Below are 16,569 nucleotides of genomic sequence, written 5' to 3' on the forward strand. Positions count from 1 at the left end.
TACTTTTTCACCTTTACTATTTAAATAGTAAGTGTCTTACCATCGTTTAACCAACCAGTTTGCATGAAGCCATCTTTATTAAAGAAGTACCACTTGCCACTATTATTTAACCAGCCAATGTGTAAAGTACCATCTTTGTCTGCATAAACCATTTTAGTGCCAACTTGTTTCCAAGCGCTGCGTAATAAACCAGATTTAGCATCAAAGTACGCTTTGTCACCGTATAAATTAAAGATACCAGATTGTGCTACACCTTTTGAATCAAAGTAGAAGTACGTATTGTTTTCTGGAACAAACGTGATGTCTGTTGCCATTACTCCGCCCTCTTGATCGAAGTAGTAACGTTTTCCACTTAAATCTAACCAACCTCTATGCATTTCACCAGTTGTTGGGTCAAAGTAGAATGTTGATGTCCAAGTGTAATCTTCTTCTGTTTGTTTAAGTTCTAAGAAGCCTTTGTGCATTTTACCTTCTTCATCATAGTAGTAAACTTTATTATCATCTTTTACTACCCAACCTGTTGTTAATGGAGCATCTGCACGATTAATTACTACTTCCTTCACTGTTTCGTTACCAGCAAGGTCAGTCGCTCTTAATGTAAATTTGTTTTCTCCCTCTTTTAAAGGAACCGTTACTTTATAATCTTTGTTTAGTGGTTTTACGACATCAACTGGGCTAATTAATGGAACTTCAAATTCGTGGTTTTCACCAACGTAGAAGTTTAAGTAGCTATAGTTATCTTTTAAGTTTACATTAAATGTAACTTGATCTACATTTTTGTCCACTCGCTCAGGAGCATCTACATTAATTTCTGCTGCATGCGTATCTACATAGACATGTCGAGCAACCGAGAAGCTCTTATTAGCAAAGTCTGTAGCTTCAACTTGTACAGTGTAAGGACCATCTTGGTCAAACGTTACAGTTGTTGAATAGTTGTAGTGTCCAGTCTTCGCATCAAAATCAACTGGAACTTCTTTTCCATTAACTTTAACTGTTTTAATACCAATTTCATCTGTTACGAAACCTTTTACCGGAACTTTGTTATCACTATAAGCTCCCCATGGTTCTGGTGAGTTAGGAATATATTCACCGTTTTTATCTTTAGAGCCATCAGTAATAAATACTAGTGGAAGATCAATGTCACCAATTGCTGCAGTATCCTCTGCGCCGTTACCTGCATAGTCAACAGCAACTACTTCTACTATTGCCTTATTTGGAGCTGATGATAAATCAAATGAAGATTTAGTATTGTCAGTAGTTCCAACTTTGTTTCCATTTACGAAGATCGTATAATTTTGCACTCCAGTTCCATTATCTGATCCTTCCCAAGTTACAACTTTTTTATCTGGATCATAAGTAGCTTTAATGCTTGGAGCGTGAGTATCTACATAAACAGGAATTTTCTTAGATTGCCACTGTGCACCTTCATAACCAATTACAGACTTAATCTCGTAATTGTATAATCCGTCTGGAACGACTTCACCGTTTACTTTACCATCCCAAATTGTTGACATGCTATCCTTCACGATACTGCCTTTACCACTGTCATAGGTATTTTTTGTAACATCAGATTGAGCACTTAAGCGGCGAAGGAATTTACCGTCTTTGTCTAGGATGTTATATTGTACTTCTTCTGCATTTCTTAAGAATGATGGAAGTGCGTTAATATCATCGGCAAATTTATCCCCGTTTGGTGATACTGCATAAAAGTTCTTTCCAGGAACAGAACCCCAGTAAGTTTTATCTCGATCAACTTTCATGTCATGTGCTTTACTATTAAGCCATGTTAAATCAAAAAAACGAGTTTCACCAAGATCTTTAAATCCATCAACGATTGGCAAACTGTCCCATTTACCGTAGAAGCCTACGTATGGTGCAGTTAAGTTTGGATTTCCAAGAGTACCGATAAGGTTTACAGATCCTTCAACGAATATATTATTATGAAGATCCACAGAAATCTCTTTTCCAGCCTTATCGAATCCTGGAATTTTTGCATTAGTTAGATCAATCTTTACAGTGAAATCAACAGATTTACCCGCAGGTACCATAATTGAATCTGGTGCATCTATTTTCGCACCTTCTAATGCGCCTGTTTGAAGAGCGTTATGATCGACATCATTAGTTTGATAGAATTCATCTGTTAGTGCAGTAGTATCTACTTTATAAAACGCATCTTTATCAGAAATATTTTTAGCTGTATAAGTCATTGAAACTTGCTTAGATTGGAAATCCTTCAATTCGTATTTCGCTTCACCTGTTGACTTGTTATAGAAGTAAACTGGTGTTGTAACAGCATTTTCAATTTGCATCATGCCAGCACCTTGACGGCGAGGAGAGTACGGATGACCATCTAAATCATTAATTACCTTTGAAGTATTCATTAATAATACTTTCGCTAAATGAGTTCGTTCGCTAACGCTTAAAGAACTGAAACGCTTATCATTTTTCAAGTATTCTTGTACCAATGCAGAACCACCGGCTACATGTGGAGCTGCCATTGAAGTACCACTCATTACTTCATATTGATTGTTATTAACAGTTGAATAGATATTTCCACCAGGAGCTGTAATTTCAGGCTTCAACTCAAGACTTGGTGTAACTCCCCATGAAGTAAAGCTTGTCATTCGTCCCATTTCAGGACTTTCATTTTTCGCTGTTTGAGCAACATGTATTGTTCCTGAACCATTAATCGCATTCGCTAACGCTTCACCATCTGCTTTTGAGTTAACAAGCATCATTGGAACATCCCAACCGCCCTGGTTATCGTATTGAACTCCGTTTGTTGCATTCCACACGATAATACCAGCAGCACCAGCTTGAGCAGCATACTTTGTCTTATCAGCAAAAGTATATGTTCCACGAGCTACTAATACGATTTTTCCTTTTACATCTACACCTTTATAATCATCTGGTCCACCTAATTTGTAGCTTCCATCAGCAGCGTTTTTCCCAAGGTTTACAACTGGAATATTTCCACCAAATTTATCTGATAGATCTTTCCAACCATCAATACCTTTACCTAAGACACTTAAACTATTATTTCCATCAACGGTGATCGCATGTTCATAAAGATAAGCTTCATTTCCAGAAGCAGCTACTGAGATTGTATCTTTATTAAGACCAGGTGCACCTGTTACACCAATATCAGGATTTTGTGATAGAGGATCATCCCATCCAGAACCAATTTGATTTGAGTTACCTGAAGAAACAGCACACACAATACCATTGTCAACTGCACGAGTAATTGCAAGATCTTCTGCGCTATTTGGCTCATAAGAAGATGCTACAGAACCAAGACTCATGTTTAGTACATCTGCACCTAGTTTAATAGAATCGTCGATCGCTGCAAGATAAATATCAGACCATGTAGATGGATAGCTTGGGTCATTACTAAATACTTTCATCGCAAGAACTTGTGCTTCCGGTGCAACCCCTTTAATACCACCGTTTGCTTCGTCACCATTTGCAGCAGTAATACCTGCTACGTGCATACCGTGCATAGAAGCACCAGGTCCAAGATCTGTTACGATATCGTTTTGGTCATAATAGTTATAACCATAAGGAACTTTGTCAGTGTAGAACTTACCTGGTAAAGCTTTATCTTTTACAATTTGAGCTACAGAATCTTTTGTTAAGTCCTCTTTTGAAGGATCAGTTAATTTAAAGTCACGGTGTGTTGGGTCAATCCCTGTATCAATAATAGAGATAACCATTCCTTTACCGTCGTAGCCAGTATCTTTCCAAGTCTCTTTAGACTGGATAAATTGATGACTCTTCGTCATATCAGGAGTAGATGGCTCAGCTGTAGGACGATTATATTCATTTGCTATATAAACATTTTTTACACCTGAAGTAGCTTCAATTTTTGCTACATCACCAAATTCAACTACACCACTGAAACCGTTAAATGCAGTTGAAAATTGTTTCTTATAATTAATAGTAATTCCTTTTGCTTGTAACTTAGATTTAACTGAGTTTTGTTGGCTTTCTACTGTAGCGTAAAGATTAGATTTTTGACTTTCAGATAAATCTTTAAATAATTCCCCTTGTTTTGTTGCGTATTCAATTGGTGACTGCCCGTCCACTTCAACGATGACGCGAACTTTATCTGACGCTTTTAAATTTGCTTTCGCATCAGATACTTTGTTTTTATTTTGTAATTCTTTTGCTTCCTGAGTTTGTCTAATTTGTTCTAATTTTGATGCTAAATCACCTGGTCGGTAAGATTCAGCTGAAGTTGGTGAAACAAAAGCTAAATTAGAAAGAGCAAGAGCAGATGCTAAAGCATATGTAGTTATTTTGCGATTATTTTTGTTATTCATTTCTTAGTTCCTCTCAAAAATTTTTAAGTGAAAAATAAAATCGATCAGTACAAAACCTTCCTAAAAAACTTCCCCTGTTTTTTACGGTCATTCGAGGAATATCGACAGATTCATCGCCTTATTTCTCAATAAAGAACATGCCAAATTACCTCTAATACTTTCCCAGATAACCCCCTAATATCTCCTTTCATCGTTATGAATCTATTAATGCCTATACATTCTTACATAATTTTTTAATAAAATTAGTTTTTAAGGAATAATAGATAAATTAAATAATTCTTTTTTTGAGCCAAAACTCCTTTATAAAATTTACAATATTTTTAAAATTTTTACATTTTTTTGTATTTTTTAATAAAAATATGTAATTTTATGTACTAATTTATCGATTTGAAGCAGTTTTTTATAGATTTAAAGTTCTAGATATGTCTATACCAATAGATAAATATTCACAAATTTTTAATAAATGTAAAAGGATGTCATAGGACTTCTGTGGTAAATTTAGGAGAAAAAATTTCAAAATCAAAGTAGGTTTTGTTGGTCGAAGATGGCAAGAAGATTAGATTAACAATACAAATAGGATCAAAAAATAAAAAAAACAGCACCCCCAACAGGTTTGCTGCCTTAATATTTTATTTAAAAAACTTAGGTAAATATTCTTTATGAGCTTCTAGCATTTCGTCAACGATTGCTACAGCTACTTTATCATTTGCTACAAGCGGATTAATCGTCAAAGCAAGAATGGCTTTTTCGCGACTTCCTTCTACAGCAGCTTCAATTGCTGTTTGTTCGAAAGATTTAATCGTTTGAATTAATCCTCGTACTGGAACTGGTAATTCACCGATTGTTAGTGGAATTGGACCATCTTTTGTGATGACACAGCTAACTTCTACTGCACCGTCATATGGTAAGCCTGAAATAGCTCCCTTGTTCATCGTGTTTAATGGTTGGATATCTCTCGTATCATTATAAATAGATGAAATTAAACGACAAGCCGCATCAGAATAGTAAGCTCCACCACGTTTTTCTAGCTCAGGTGGTTTTATATCTAGCGCTTCATCTTTATATTTTTCAAAAAGAGTAGCTTCAATTTTTTGCACGACTTCTGCACGCGTTTCATTCGATTCAAAATCTTTTAATGCTCTTTCAAGCATTTCAGATGTTTTATAATAGTAATGGTGATAAGAACAAGGAATGACATTGACTGCTTTTACGAATTCAGGTGCCCATTCTTCAGCATCTATATTTTTTACAAAACTAGCATTAGCAGGATCCATAATCATTTCAAGCACTTGCTCTTTTACACTAACTCCGTCTAAATAAACCTCTGTACCATATACCATATGATTTAGACCTGCAAAATCAATACGTACACGTGAATGATCTACGTTTAATAGTTTTGCAACACCCATTTCCATTCCGATCGGTATATTGCAAAGACCAATGAATCTCTTAATATTTGAATATCTTAATGCTGCTTCTGTAACCATACCTGCAGGGTTTGTAAAGTTAAGAATCCAAGCATCTGGACATAGCTCCTCAACTTCTTTACAAATATCCAAAATAACAGGAATTGTACGTAAGGCTTTAAACAATCCACCTGACCCGTTTGTTTCTTGACCGATTACCCCATGTTTAAGTGGAATTCTTTCATCAAGTGCACGTGCAGCTAGTTGTCCAACACGAAGCTGTGTTGTAACAAAATCAGCATCTTTTAAGGCTTCACGACGATCATACGAAAGATGAATCTCCATTGGTACTCCAGCTTTTTTGACCATACGCTTTGCTAGTGCACCAACTGTTTCTAATTTTTCGCGGCCAGCTTCTACATCAACAAGCCAAAGCTCAGTTACTGGAATTTGTTCATAGCGCTTAATAATTCCCTCAACCAATTCTGGCGTATAACTTGAGCCCCCACCTATTGTAACGATTTTAAATTTCATTGACATTACTTTAGGCCCCTTTCATACATGTCAACGAACTCTTTTGCCAAATCTTTTACAGTCATTGCATTCATTAAGTGATCTTGAGCATGAATCATTAAAAGTGAAATCTCCGTTGGAGTGCCACCAATCTCTGATTGAATAAGCGTTGTTTGAATATGGTGTGCCTCATTTAAAGCATCACCTGATTCTTTCAATTTCTTGCGAGCTAAATCGAAGTCTTGTTTTTTTGCTGCTTGAATCGCTTCCATTGCAGCACTTCGACCATTTCCACCATGAAGAATCAGTGTGAAAATTTCCGTTTCATTTTTTACCATAAAACTGACCTCCTCTCTTTATTAATAAAATTTTTTATCGTCATAACCCCATGGTTATTAATTTTCAAAGTTATAAACCTAAAAGGTATTCATCGTATTTTTCTTGAGTAAAGATCAGAAAAGTCACTTATCAACAATTACTATTTATTTTCAATTAAATTGATAGCTTGCTCTAAGATCGCTTCACCATCACACATGCCGTAATTCATCATATTAATTACTTCAACTGGAATGTTTTTCTCTTCACAGATTTCTTCCATTTCTTCTAAAAGGAAACGTACTTGTGGACCTAACAATAACACATCAGCTTCATCGATTTCTGAGCGAACAACTGATTCAGAAACTGCCCAAATGCGTGCTGAAATCCCTTTTGATACAGCAACTTTTTCCATTTTAGAAACGATTAGACTTGTTGACATGCCTGCAGCACAGCAAAGTAAGATATTCATGATGATTTCCTCTTTCTTTAGTAAGTTTTAAGTTTTTTTATATTTCATTCTTATTTATAACGACAAATCGACCGATTCGATCGTGAACCGCTAATGATTTTTTATTAGCAAACATGCTAATAACTGATAAAAAGAACGGAAGACCTTGAAAAATAAACATCGTCAAAAATTTAAAGAAACTTCTAACAATCACTAGTAATACATAAGGAAGTATTCCCTTTTTATTATTAATGCGTGTTAACTTCAATCGAAAGATCTTCTTTCCAATTGTCGAACCTCTTAACAATAAGGTTGTTAAGACGTCATAACAAAAATAGATTATAAGCGATTGGAGAAATGCTTCATTAAAAAGAGCCATTACCTTTACAGCTGCATCTTGACTAGCAGTTGCTTTTTGAAGCTCAATCATATTTGCTAGAACTCCTGGAAAGTTTGGAAGTCCCGTGATTCGATACACAATTGACAAGATGATTGAAACAATTATTGCATCAATGACAAAGGCACCGATTCTTTTTAATCGAAACGAAGTAATAATTTTTTGTCGATTTTCCATCAGTTTTAGTCCCTTCTTCTAATCAATTATTCATCTATTTGCTTGGGAGAATTATTTACTAGCTTTCTCCATTTCTAAATTTTTCTTATCCCAAATTCGAATGAATGGGAACCAAATGATCGAAGCCACTGCAAAAGCTACCAATTGCATGACTACCCCCATAATCTTACCACCTGTCATTAGATAACCACTTATGAAATATGGTGTTGTCCATGGGATGATTGTTCCAGTTGTATGTGGGAAAATTCCCATTGCCGTACCAAAGTACGTTACTGTTAATACTGCTACTGGAGCTAGAATATAAGGAATCATTAAAAATGGATTTAAAACAATCGGAACACCAAACATGATTGGCTCATTAACGTTAAAGATAGATGGCCCAATTGCTAGACGTCCTACCTTCTTAAGAAGTTTTGACTTCGCTAAAAATGCCATATAGATTGCAACTGGTAAAGTAGCACCAGAACCACCCATCCAAATTCCATTCTCATAGAATGTATACGTAATGATATGTGGTAACGTTTTACCAGCTTTAAGTGCTTCTAAGTTTGCATCTGCATTTGTAATCCAAATTGGTTCCATAACAGACGTGATGATTGATGAACCGTGGATACCAAAACTCCATAAAAGGTGTTCCATTAAACATGCGACAAGTGTACCAACATAAGTTGATCCTAAAATTGTAAACGGTTGTGTCACAACTTTATGAACAAACGTTGCAAAATCTCCCCAACCAGTATGACTAAATCCGTATCGAACTAGTAAGAAGAAAAGGATAATCACAAAGCCAGGAATAAGAGCCGTAAATGAACGTGAAACTGTTGGCGGCACAGTATCTGGTAAAGTGATGATGATCTTCTTTTGTAAGAAGTAACGATAAATTTCAGCAGTAATAATTGCAATGATTAATCCAACAAACAAGTATTGTGCACCAAAAAGATCAGGTGACCATGCAGATACTGTTTCCTTACCATCTTTGAAAGTACTCATAATATTAACAATTAAATAACTTGCTAATGCTAATACCCCAGCTGGAACTCCATCAATATTCTTTTTATCGACCTTATAACTACTTGCTAAGGAATACGCTACGCCAAATACTGCAACTAATGCGATAATCCCCATTGAACCGTTATAAACGATGTCTCCAAAGGCATTCCAATTTTCACCAAATACTTTTGCCATGAAGTTTTGATACCAATCCGCTTCTAACCAAGCTACGATAATGAAAAATGAACCAATGATCATTAGTGGCATGGCAAACATAATACCGTCACGCAAAGCAAGTAAGTGTCTTTGATTACCTATTTTCGAAGCGATCGGTAAGAATTTTTTTTCAAAAAAGCTGCTGTTCATTTCGATATCCCCTCTCAAAGGAATTAGGATCTTGGTAAATCAGTAATTCCCCATATACCAAGATCCCTTTTAGGATTTATTTCTTTTTTAAATTTAAGATTTAAAGTTTGAATTTAATAACAGTTGTGTAACTACCGTAAACTTTAACTTTTCCATCAAGAGTGAAAGCACGAACTTTAAAGTAGTACGTTTTACCTTTAACTAATCCTGTTGCAGTAAATGTTCCAGTTGTTGTTGTTTTTGTTGTTTGATCAGAGAAATCGCTTTTTGTAGCACGAACGATTTCATAACCAGAAACACCACTTACGCCTGTCCAATTTAATTTAATTGAAGTAGTACTTGCTTTTGTTGCTTTTAGTCCTGTTGCTTTAGCAACATCCCATTTTGCATAAAGTGTTGTATTTGCTGTTACTTTATCTGTTGCAAAGTTCCATGCAGTTTTAAGTCCTGCATCTTTGTACCATCCAGCAAAGACAAATCCTTTTTTCGTTGGATTAGCTGGTTTCGCAATGATAGAATCATAGTTTCCAGTTATAGTGGCTACGTTAGATCCACCTTTACTGTTAAATGTTACTGTGTATTTGCCAATACCCCATTTAGCGTAAAGTGTAGTAGATGCTGTTACTTTATCAGTTGCAAAGTTCCATGCTTGTGTACCTGAAGCATCTTTATACCAACCAAGGAATGTATAACCTGTTTTTGTTGGTGTTGGAGATGTAATCGCTTCATTGTATGTTGCAGTTACTGGTTCTACTGCAGATCCACCTTGTGAATCAAATGATACTGTTTGTTTTGCATCCTTAGATACTGTGCGTACAAAAGTCATCACGTGGCTATCATTTGCAAATTGTGCTTCTCCGTTCAATGTCATTCCAGAGTATACAACCGTCGCAGTGATGTTAGCTGGCTTATCAGTGTTGTATGTTACTTTTCCATCCGCATCAACAGCAACATCGTCTGGTGAAGATGATTCGTAACTAACATCTACATATTTGTTTCCATCTGTGTTTAATCCTTTTTCAGCCATTGCATCTTTTAACCAAGTTGGGTACGCAAATGCGTTCTTGTCAAGCTCAGTAGGAGCAATTTTTTCAGCTGACTTCATTGGATCAACAACTTTGATTGTGTAAGTGATTTTTTTCGGTGTTCTAAAGAATCCGTCGATTACATAGCCCGTAACTGTACTAGTTCCTGGTCTTAAAGCAGTTGCGTATGAACCATAGTGCACACCATCTACACTAATTCCTGCTGCATCTACATTTCCAACTTCACCGTAAGCTGCTAAAGTTCTTAAATCAAGAACTTGAGATACATTTGAATCAGCATTGATTTGCGTTGGTAATCCATTGCTATATCCAGCTAAATCCCAAGAATTCGTTAACCAAGCTACATTGTTCGTATATCCTGTTGTTTTAGCATCCAATTTAACTGAGTCACCAACATTAATCGTGAATGTATGTGTGTCTTCGTTATATTTAGCATTTGGATTCATAGCTGCTACATTCGTTGGATAATTAATACTTTCTGTTCCGTTATTTACTGGCGCAGAAACTTTTGATCCTAAATCTTCTACATATGCAGCATCCTCAGGGTTTTGAGTTAACCAATAAGGCATAGATGTTACAGTTGAAGATTCCATTGATAAGCTGTTACCAGAATCAATTGTTCGTCGGTCCATCGTTCCGAAAATATTTGTATTGTATTTAGACATCATCACTTCATCACGTGGAATTAATTGATCAACCATTAAATCAGGTGTCACATGCGTTACGTCATTTCTGTTTGCAGAAAGAGAATCCCAGTTCATGAAGTTATTTGGTATACGCGTCATTTGCCATGTTGAACCTTCAAGGTCAACCGTTGAACTTCCGATACTAAATCCTTTTTCTTTCAATGCACCTAGAGAAGCTGCGTAGAAAGTTGACATAAATGGATTTTTCTCTCTCTTTTCATTGAACCACCATTGGTTCATACCATCTAAGATTCCTTTAGCGTTCATTTTCTCTGCATGGTGAGATAATGTGTAGTATGAAAGTGCAGCTTCTTCTTCATCAGAATAGTTCATGTATGATTCGTAAGATACACCACTTACGCCAATATCGTCTCCGTTATGAGCAGAAATACCAAAATATCTTGAGTGGTACTGTAATGACATATCAAGTAATGAAGTTGAGTTATATGACTTTGGATATCTTGTTTCATAATCATTGTGCTCTGAAGCTGTTGTAGACGTTTTTACACCATTCATTACTTTGTATTCATTTGCAAAATCAAGTGGAGAAATTACTGCAACACCTTGTGCTTCAAGTGCAGCTTTTTCAGCTGGTGTATAACCGCCCATATCTCTTGCAGCTACAAGCATTTGTAATGCCAATGTTGCATTTAATGGACCATCTTCGTAGTCATTTCTTCCCCATGCATTTGATACACCGTCAAGGAATTCTGGATTTAAATTAGCCCATTTAGTTGGAGCTGAAGGAGCATTTAATCCATTTCCAGGAGCTGTTCCATTGAAGCGAGATTCAATTGGGTTCTCCCCAGTAACACTTACTTGATAATAGTTGTTTAAAACCATTGCGTTTGTATGATTAATTAAATCATTTTTCACAAGAGCCGCTAATTCAGGATCACTATCTTTAAACGTGTTATAAGCTAGGTCTAATGTAAAGTAATGACCTACTAATTCGTCTGTAGACGTAGTTGCTTTATAATAGACTTTGTTTGAGTCTAAAGCTTTTGTTGCATCATCTAAATTAGGATTTTGCTCTTTTACAATATTCGTTAAACGTTGTGGTACCGCAACAGTGTCATACGCTTTGATTCCAGCTGTTCCTCCACTGATTTTACCTGGAACAGAATATTTAACTGTATTTCCATTTACATCAGTCGTAGTTCCTGCACTTTTTTGAAGCCAAGCTTGATCCCATGATTTGCTTTCTGCAGTCGTAGAACCATTGTTGCTGCCCTCTACTTTATATGATCTAGCAAAGAAGCCAGCAGAAGCAGGTTTTCCTGTTGTGTCCAACGTATAATTTCCTTCATTATCAACGAATACTGGTTTACCTTCGTTATCCGCAAGCCACTTCTTACCTTCATCAATCATCGTTACTTTGCCACCTAGTGAGTTAACAACATAAACAACATCGTTAACATTGTCTTTTGAAGGTACTTTTAACTGAGTTCCAGATACATAACCAAGCGTTACAATGGCTTCAACAGCACGAACAGCAGAAGCTTTAGCATCTATTGTTCTAGCATCTTTTTCACCAAAGTTTTCTTTCATATAGTTATATCTCCAAATTTCACCTGAAGCGTACATTGTTGTCCATAATCCATCATTATCTGTATCAGAAATTGAGCTTATAGCATCTTTATCTGCAGTCATAAGAGCTTTAATCATATTATCCTTATTAGCAAAACTCATAGAACCAGATTGGAATCCAAATCGATCTGCGTAGTTTCTAGAAATTTCTTCTTGAACTAATGATTTGCCCATTAGAGACATTTTTTTTCTTACAATATGAGTAGCATTTCCTTTTTCGCCTAGAATCCAAAGACCATTATTTCCATCAGACATAATGTTTGTAATTACTTCTTTGGCGTTAAATTGTGTCGGGTTTCCGTTTTTATCGACTCCTGAACCTGAATTTTCACCAGTTTGAGGAATATATCTTCCACCTTGTAAATATTGAATTTGATCAGCTGGAGCTAAGTTTGGATCATATAAAGTAATTGCATCAGATACGATACCAGTTGTCACAGGATGATCTTTTTCTTCACCAAAATTTACGTTTCCATTTGACTTAATTAAAGTATCCTTTGAAACTAACCATTTTACGCCATTTTCTCCATTAACATAGCCAACATAGTTTTTTGAAGGAAACTTAGTTCCTGATGGAGCAGTTGGAATATTTGATGTTTGCAAGTTAGATGATGAAAGAGCAGCAGGAATCTTCGAATCTCCCGCATTGTAATAGTAAACTACCTTTTCAAGATTAGTAGATGCCTGCGTTTCAATTACAGAAACCGTAATATTCACAGTAGCTGCATTACCACTTAAATCTACTCCAGTACCTGTGATGATTGCAGATCCGCCAGATACCCCTAAAATCTTTCCACTATAATCACCTTTTGCGTTACCAATCGTGTCAACATATGCAACGTATGGATCAGAGGTTGTCCATTTTATTTGCTTTGTTGTATCTAATCCACTTGGTTTTGCATGAGTGATTTGTGTAGTATTCATAAAAATCTTAGTGCCAGTTGAGATTGGCGCTACTGATTGAGTTGTAATAGTTGGTGCTGCTTTTGCAACAACTCCACTAAATGGAGTTGCAAACATTGAAGCTGCTAATACTGAAGCCGGTAAAGCTCTACCTAAAAACCATTTATTTCTTTTCATTTATCTTCCTCCAAAATAATTTTTTTAATTAAATTTCTAATCGAAGATCCCTTTTTTATAAGTAACCGTTTTCAAGATTATCTAAAAAGGACAACTAATTTTTTTACTAGAATGATCGCTAAACTGCTACGAACCATATTGAAACAAGATTTTTGAAATTTCATATTGAAAATCGTTAAAATTATTTGATTTTAATACTTTCTGCTTCGTCTCGGGGTGGTCCATTAAATGTAAAAATAATCGACTTAACTCTTTGTGTAAAAACAAGTCTCCGGCACGAAGATTAATTAAAAATAAGATTTGTACAACTTTCCCATCAATTGTTGGTGGATTTTTAAAAATCACCACACTGATTGAATCCTGAATCGCAACCATTTTTAATGCATGTGGCGCAGCAATTCCATTTTGCAGTATCGTCGATATTTTTTCTTCACGCTCGACAACTAAAGCCGGATAGTTAGGTGCTGCAAATCCTAGTTCAACAACGCTTTTTGCCTTTTCTTTTATAAAGGCTTTATAGTCAAACGACTCTTTGCTTTCTTCTATATAAAACAAATCTGTATGAAATAAAGATAAAAGTGTTGGTACATCTTCTTTAACTTTATTAGCCGGGTATCTAGTAAGCGTACGACGAATTCTTTGGACATCCGTTTCAGTTAGTATTGGTGCTACTTGAATATACGGAATCGAAATATTGTCAAATGGAATCGAAGTCGATGAAACTAATAAGTCATAATCTTCTAAATTTAATAATTGAAGCTCACTATACAAAACGACGTTAATTCTTGCCCCTTGAAAAAGTGTTTCAAGTTTCATTTTCATCAAATCAGCCGACCCTGCTCCTAAACCGTAAGATAGTAGAATTTTTCTGTAGGAACTTAATTGTTTTTGCTTCTCCCTTTCCACGTGAGCTGCTAAATGCATTGTAATATAACCCATTTCGTCACTAGAAAGTTCGAACCCCCATATTTCCTTTATCATTTCAGAAAAATTTAAAGCAATCATAAACACATCTGAATACCTACTGTATACATCATCTATCAATGGATTCGTAAGCTTTAAATTGAAATATAATCTTCTTAACAGAGGATACATATGCATGATCAGCGTATTTAAAAGTTGCTGATCGCCTGAAAACTGTGTAAAGAATGTTTGATCTAATCGTTCCAAACAATTCCCTAGTTTTTGTTTTAAGTCATTTTTTTCATGTTCCTCAATATCGTCTACACTCGATTTACCACTTATATGTGCAGCTAAATAAATAATTTCACTTTCTGGTAATACGACATGATATAGTTCAGAAAGAATTTCACAAATCCTCTTTGCTATATTCATAAACGATGGTTTGATTAGAGAAACATCTAACTTTTTCTCTTGATTAGGCAAGATAAAGTTGTGTTGAGTTACTCGAAACGAGAGTACTTGGATATGCACTAAAATATTCTCAAGTGCAAAATAACTTAATTTCAGCTGATTATTCTGTACTTCTTCACTCAAAACAGCTCGAATTTCCTCAAAAGGAAAAGCTTTCTCAAAAGTTTGATAATTCGACTTCTTTAACAGCCCTGTTTCTTTTTGACTTAAGAAGTAGGAAAACGCTCTTCTAAAATTCGTTTCATCCCCAAGTAAACGAACTCCGTAACGTGATTTTGTTTCTACTTTTAAATCAAAAATCCTTACTTGCTTTTCAACTTCAATCATGTCGGTAAAAACTGTCGATCTGCTAATCATTAGACTATCAGCAAACATATCGATCGTTTGAAACTCTGTCGTTTGAAGCAAAAGCATAATAATATTATTCACTCGAACGCGAGGTAAATCTGGTGCTAATGCCCCGTCTATTTCATTCATATATGTTTGAACCAACTCTTGGTTCTCTACATATAGTAAATAGCCCTCACCACGCTTTTTCTGAATCACAAATCCTGACTTTTCTCCAATCGCGTTTAATTCTTTCAATTCATTTCGCAATGTACGATTCGAAATAGCGAATTCTGATTCAAGTTCCTGTGAAGTTAGTGATTTTCCTTTTTGATACAAATATTGCAAAATTATGTCTCTTCGCATACATTACCTCACCACCCTAGATGCCTAATCTAGTATTTTAAGTTTACTTTCCATCAAATCTATTTAACAGTTTGAATTTTTCCAAAATAGTTCGCAATTTAAAACAAATAAGTCTAGTCCATACGGCACACTACATTCTAATGCAATAATACGACCTATGTCCTACAATAAAATACAGGTACATTTTACTAGCACCAACCGATTCTATTTCTTTTGTATACAAAAAAAATCCTTATCTTAGCATAAAAGCAATAGGATCAAGGATTTTGGCTTTTTGTTGTTTTAAGCATTTCTTAACAACGTATTAGAAATTCTGTAAGATGCGGTTAACACTTTAATTCGCACAAACACGAAAAGCGCTCCCATAAAATGGGAACGCAAAAGCGGGTCAATAATGTAAGATCAATCTTTTTAAATCTTTTAATAGATATTCAATTAATAATTAAACACCATAATACTTAGCAAACAACTCTTTATTCCATTCATCTCCACCATCCACATTAGAGCTTTTAAACACAGGTGGTTTTAATCCAGCTTGATGATATTTTTTTGCTAATAATATAGAAATTGATTGAGCAACATATGCTCCAGCTATTGTGGAAGTTGCCCCCATACCTGTATTTGCTTCTTCTACATAAAAGGCTGCATCTCCAGACCCGGTGCAATTATCTATGACTACATCACTAAAATCGCAAAGATATTTTCCGCTACTATGTCTTGATTTTGATCCTTCAGGATGATTTGGATTTGTAAAAGCAATAACCTTTGCACCGCATTCCTGTGTCATTTTTGCAAGTTCAACAGTCATTCCATTTCTTCCCGAATTGGAAGCAATCACAAGAATATCCTTTGAGCTGATTTTGTATAAATCAAAAATTACCTTTGCATAAGCTTCTATTCGTTCAATCACTGTACTTTTTAATGGATGGTCATGTAGAAAAAACTCATTCGGTAAAATTGGAGAGACACCCGCAAATCCACCCGCTCTTACATAAAATTCTTCTGCAAACATATGGGAATGACCTGAACCAGTAACAAGGAAGCGACCACCATTTTGAATGGCTTCAAAAATACAAGTTGTTGCATGGTCAATGTTTTGATTCTGTGTTGTATATAGTTTTTCGAGATTTGCCATCACATACTTAAAATAATTCTCCATAAAT

General features: G+C 35.4%; 9 protein-coding genes. All 9 read right to left on the bottom strand.

The genetic code is table 11. The features are described 5' to 3' along the window. Positions 1 to 20: 20 nt before the first annotated feature. Positions 21 to 4,322, bottom strand: a complete 4,302-nt coding sequence (locus tag COJ46_RS00705; protein ID WP_098565601.1) for a S8 family serine peptidase — start codon at positions 4,320 to 4,322, stop codon at positions 21 to 23. 629 nt (positions 4,323 to 4,951) lie between these two features. Beyond that, positions 4,952 to 6,268, bottom strand: a complete 1,317-nt coding sequence (locus COJ46_RS00710; protein WP_098565602.1) for a 6-phospho-beta-glucosidase — start codon at positions 6,266 to 6,268, stop codon at positions 4,952 to 4,954. Beyond that, positions 6,268 to 6,579, bottom strand: coding sequence for a PTS lactose/cellobiose transporter subunit IIA (locus tag COJ46_RS00715; RefSeq protein ID WP_097974004.1), 312 nt, complete (start codon positions 6,577 to 6,579; stop codon positions 6,268 to 6,270). The genes COJ46_RS00710 and COJ46_RS00715 overlap by 1 nt, the downstream gene beginning before the upstream one ends. A 140-nt stretch (positions 6,580 to 6,719) precedes the next feature. After that, positions 6,720 to 7,028, bottom strand: coding sequence for a PTS sugar transporter subunit IIB (locus COJ46_RS00720; RefSeq protein WP_097974002.1), 309 nt, complete (start codon positions 7,026 to 7,028; stop codon positions 6,720 to 6,722). A gap of 37 nt (positions 7,029 to 7,065) precedes the next feature. After that, positions 7,066 to 7,581 (bottom strand): RDD family protein, encoded by a 516-nt coding sequence (locus tag COJ46_RS00725; RefSeq protein ID WP_097974000.1) that lies wholly within the window; start codon positions 7,579 to 7,581, stop codon positions 7,066 to 7,068. A gap of 51 nt (positions 7,582 to 7,632) precedes the next feature. Next, on the bottom strand, positions 7,633 to 8,937 hold the full coding sequence (celB, locus tag COJ46_RS00730) for a PTS cellobiose transporter subunit IIC (protein WP_097973999.1): 1,305 nt from the start codon (positions 8,935 to 8,937) through the stop codon (positions 7,633 to 7,635). A 100-nt stretch (positions 8,938 to 9,037) separates the two neighbouring features. Further along, complete coding sequence (locus COJ46_RS00735; protein ID WP_098565603.1) at positions 9,038 to 13,339, bottom strand: InlB B-repeat-containing protein; 4,302 nt, start codon at positions 13,337 to 13,339, stop codon at positions 9,038 to 9,040. Positions 13,340 to 13,465: 126 nt separating this feature from the next. Then, entirely contained in the window at positions 13,466 to 15,406 is a 1,941-nt protein-coding gene (locus COJ46_RS00740) for a BglG family transcription antiterminator (protein ID WP_098565604.1), read from the bottom strand. 442 nt (positions 15,407 to 15,848) lie between these two features. After that, complete coding sequence (locus COJ46_RS00745; protein ID WP_098565605.1) at positions 15,849 to 16,565, bottom strand: SIS domain-containing protein; 717 nt, start codon at positions 16,563 to 16,565, stop codon at positions 15,849 to 15,851. Between the last annotated feature and the right edge of the window lie 4 nt (positions 16,566 to 16,569).

The sequence above is a fragment of the Bacillus sp. AFS077874 genome (genome assembly GCF_002566505.1).
Classification (GTDB): Bacteria; Bacillota; Bacilli; order Bacillales; family Bacillaceae_G; genus Gottfriedia.

Excerpts from the sequence above, each read along its gene's own strand:
- COJ46_RS00715 (WP_097974004.1), bottom strand. The coding sequence starts at position 6,579 with ATGGTAAAAAATGAAACGGAAATTTTCACACTGATTCTTCATGGTGGA.
- COJ46_RS00720 (WP_097974002.1), bottom strand. The coding sequence starts at position 7,028 with ATGAATATCTTACTTTGCTGTGCTGCAGGCATGTCAACAAGTCTAATC.
- COJ46_RS00705 (WP_098565601.1), bottom strand. The coding sequence starts at position 4,322 with ATGAATAACAAAAATAATCGCAAAATAACTACATATGCTTTAGCATCT.
- COJ46_RS00740 (WP_098565604.1), bottom strand. The coding sequence starts at position 15,406 with ATGCGAAGAGACATAATTTTGCAATATTTGTATCAAAAAGGAAAATCA.
- COJ46_RS00745 (WP_098565605.1), bottom strand. The coding sequence starts at position 16,565 with ATGGAGAATTATTTTAAGTATGTGATGGCAAATCTCGAAAAACTATAT.
- COJ46_RS00710 (WP_098565602.1), bottom strand. The coding sequence starts at position 6,268 with ATGTCAATGAAATTTAAAATCGTTACAATAGGTGGGGGCTCAAGTTAT.
- COJ46_RS00725 (WP_097974000.1), bottom strand. The coding sequence starts at position 7,581 with ATGGAAAATCGACAAAAAATTATTACTTCGTTTCGATTAAAAAGAATC.
- COJ46_RS00735 (WP_098565603.1), bottom strand. The coding sequence starts at position 13,339 with ATGAAAAGAAATAAATGGTTTTTAGGTAGAGCTTTACCGGCTTCAGTA.
- celB (WP_097973999.1), bottom strand. The coding sequence starts at position 8,937 with ATGAACAGCAGCTTTTTTGAAAAAAAATTCTTACCGATCGCTTCGAAA.